The organism is Mesobacillus sp. (genome assembly GCF_049588175.1).
GTDB lineage: Bacteria > Bacillota > Bacilli > Bacillales > Cytobacillaceae > Mesobacillus.
On the sequence record NZ_JBAVFI010000540.1, the window covers coordinates 1 to 2,723 of the forward strand.

A 2,723-nucleotide genomic window follows, 5' to 3' on the forward strand; every position below is an offset into this window, starting at 1 on the left:
CTTTAAAGCGATAATGGGTGGGAAAATTCACTTGAAAATATTGTTTATTCCAACTCAGTCGAGGGGATACTAGGGTAAAGCGAATAGTCATCAACTTACGGGAGGGAATTTATTTGAGTTGGACCGGAATCGCCTTATTCATACAGCTGTTTTTTGGGATCATCATTGGGCTGTATTTCTGGAATCTGTTACGTAATCAGCGAACTCAAAAGGTATCGATTGACCGGGAATCCAGAAAGGAAATGGAACAGCTGAGGAAAATGAGATCCATATCTCTTAGTGAGCCTTTGGCAGAAAAAGTCAGGCCTTCCAGCTTTAACGACATTGTCGGGCAGGAAGATGGTATAAAAGCATTGAAAGCTGCGCTTTGCGGACCTAATCCCCAGCATGTCATTATTTACGGGCCCCCTGGTGTAGGGAAAACTGCGGCTGCCCGACTTGTCCTTGAGGAAGCAAGGCAGAATTCCAAATCTCCTTTTCAATCTTCTTCCGTGTTTGTGGAGCTCGATGCCACTACAGCAAGATTCGATGAAAGAGGAATTGCCGATCCCTTGATTGGTTCAGTCCATGACCCGATTTATCAGGGAGCAGGAGCGATGGGGCAGGCAGGCATTCCGCAGCCAAAGCAAGGAGCGGTGACCAATGCGCATGGCGGAGTTTTATTCATTGATGAAATTGGTGAATTGCATCCAATTCAAATGAACAAGCTTTTGAAAGTTCTGGAAGACAGGAAAGTGTTTTTAGAAAGTGCCTATTATAATGAAGAAAATGCTCAAATTCCAACCCATATCCATGACATTTTCAAAAATGGGCTGCCTGCGGATTTCCGACTTGTAGGTGCGACGACAAGGACTCCAAGCGAAATTCCCCCTGCCATCAGGTCAAGGTGTATGGAGGTGTTTTTCCGCGAGTTAAGTCAGGAGGAAATCTCTAAAGTAGCCAGAAATGCAGCTGAAAAAGTAAATTTGACGATGAGTGAAGAAGCGATATCGATCCTTTCAAACTATGCACGCAATGGACGTGAAGCTGTAAATATGGTTCAGATAGCTGCAGGACTGGCTATAACTGAAGAACGCTCATACATTAAGGAAGAGGAAATTGAATGGGTCGTTCATTCTAGCCAGCTTACTCCAAGGATGGAACGAAGAATCAATGAAAAATCTGCGGTCGGACTCGTTAATGGTCTTGCGGTATATGGCCCTAATACAGGTGCTCTCCTAGAAATTGAAGTCACGGTTATAAAAGCAAAAGATAAAGGGTCAATCAATATTACCGGCATTGTTGAGGAAGAAAGTATCGGAGGACAGGGTAAATCGATCAGAAGAAAAAGTATGGCGAGAGGCTCGATTGAAAATGTTATTACAGTCCTCAGGTCAATGGGCGTACCTGCCGATGAATTCGATATCCACGTTAATTTCCCTGGTGGAACTCCTATAGATGGGCCATCAGCAGGAATTGCAATGGCGACAGGTATTTATTCAGCGATTTATAAAATCCCGATGGATAATACGGTTGCGATGACGGGAGAAATCAGCATCCACGGAAATGTGAAGCCAATTGGCGGCGTGTACCCGAAGGTTAAAGCTGCTAAAAAAGCAGGCGCAACAAAGGTTATCATTCCAAAAGAAAACGTGCAGACAATCCTAAATGAAATTACCGATATCGAAATCATCCCTGTTACTCACCTGGATGAGGTATTTGAAATCGCCTTGCTTAAAGAGCATCCACGCGAACAAATTATTTCAGCTGCTCCAGATCTTGTAAAAAAAGAAACGAGCTAAACATGGATTGAAAAAGGACGCGTAATGCGTTCTTTTTTAATGGTTTATATCCATGAGGTGAAAAAGACTTATCAACTGAGCAGACCGTGTTTACATTTAATCTGTAAGCAGAGTAGCAGACATATTTTTAGCGGAATTTCAGGATACTAACAATAAGATGCCACAGGTAGAAACCGTCCTTTTTGCTCTTGATATTAGACACTAGAAAATAAATAGGATAGAATTGAACAACAAAGTATTAAAATGCTTATAGAATGTTACAATGCATGTTGGAGGTGCAATATCATGGCGAACGAAAAAGAGCTCACTGTCCCTCTATTGCCGCTTCGCGGTCTTCTCGTATATCCGACAATGGTGCTTCATTTAGATGTTGGTCGGGAAAAATCTGTACAGGCTCTTGAGAAGGCTATGGTGGATGACCATTTGATCTTTCTTACGACTCAAAAGGATATTTCTATAGATGAACCAGGCGAAGAGGATTTGTACCAGGTGGGTACACTCACTCGTGTGAAACAGATGCTAAAACTGCCGAACGGAACGATCCGCGTTCTAGTTGAAGGCTTGGCTAGAGCTGAGATCATTGAACTTTTTGATGAAAAAGATAACTACTCCTGCACCCTGAGAACGTTTGAAGACAGGGAAACGAAGGATGTCGAAGATGAAGCATTAATGAGGACAATGCTTGAGTATTTTGAACAATACATAAAAATGTCCAAGAAAATTTCTGCGGAAACGTATGCATCCGTTTCTGACATCGAAGAGCCAGGAAGAATGGCTGATATCATCGCTTCCCACCTGCCTTTGAAATTAAAAGAAAAGCAGGAAATATTAGAGACAATTGATATAAAAGAACGTGTTAACCGCGTGATTGAAATTATCCATAATGAAAAAGAAGTTCTTGGTCTAGAAAAGAAAATCGGCCAGCGTGTCAAGCGATCAATG

2 protein-coding genes are annotated in these 2,723 nt (G+C 42.3%); both read left to right on the plus strand.

The genetic code is table 11. The features are described 5' to 3' along the window. Positions 1–113 precede the first annotated feature (113 nt). A complete protein-coding gene (lonB, locus tag WB217_RS13295; RefSeq protein WP_423993695.1) occupies positions 114–1,781 on the plus strand; it encodes an ATP-dependent protease LonB in 1,668 nt (555 codons plus the stop codon). 285 nt (positions 1,782–2,066) lie between these two features. Beyond that, positions 2,067–2,723 (plus strand): LON peptidase substrate-binding domain-containing protein (locus WB217_RS13300; protein ID WP_423993696.1); only part of this gene is annotated, 657 nt, incomplete at its 3' end.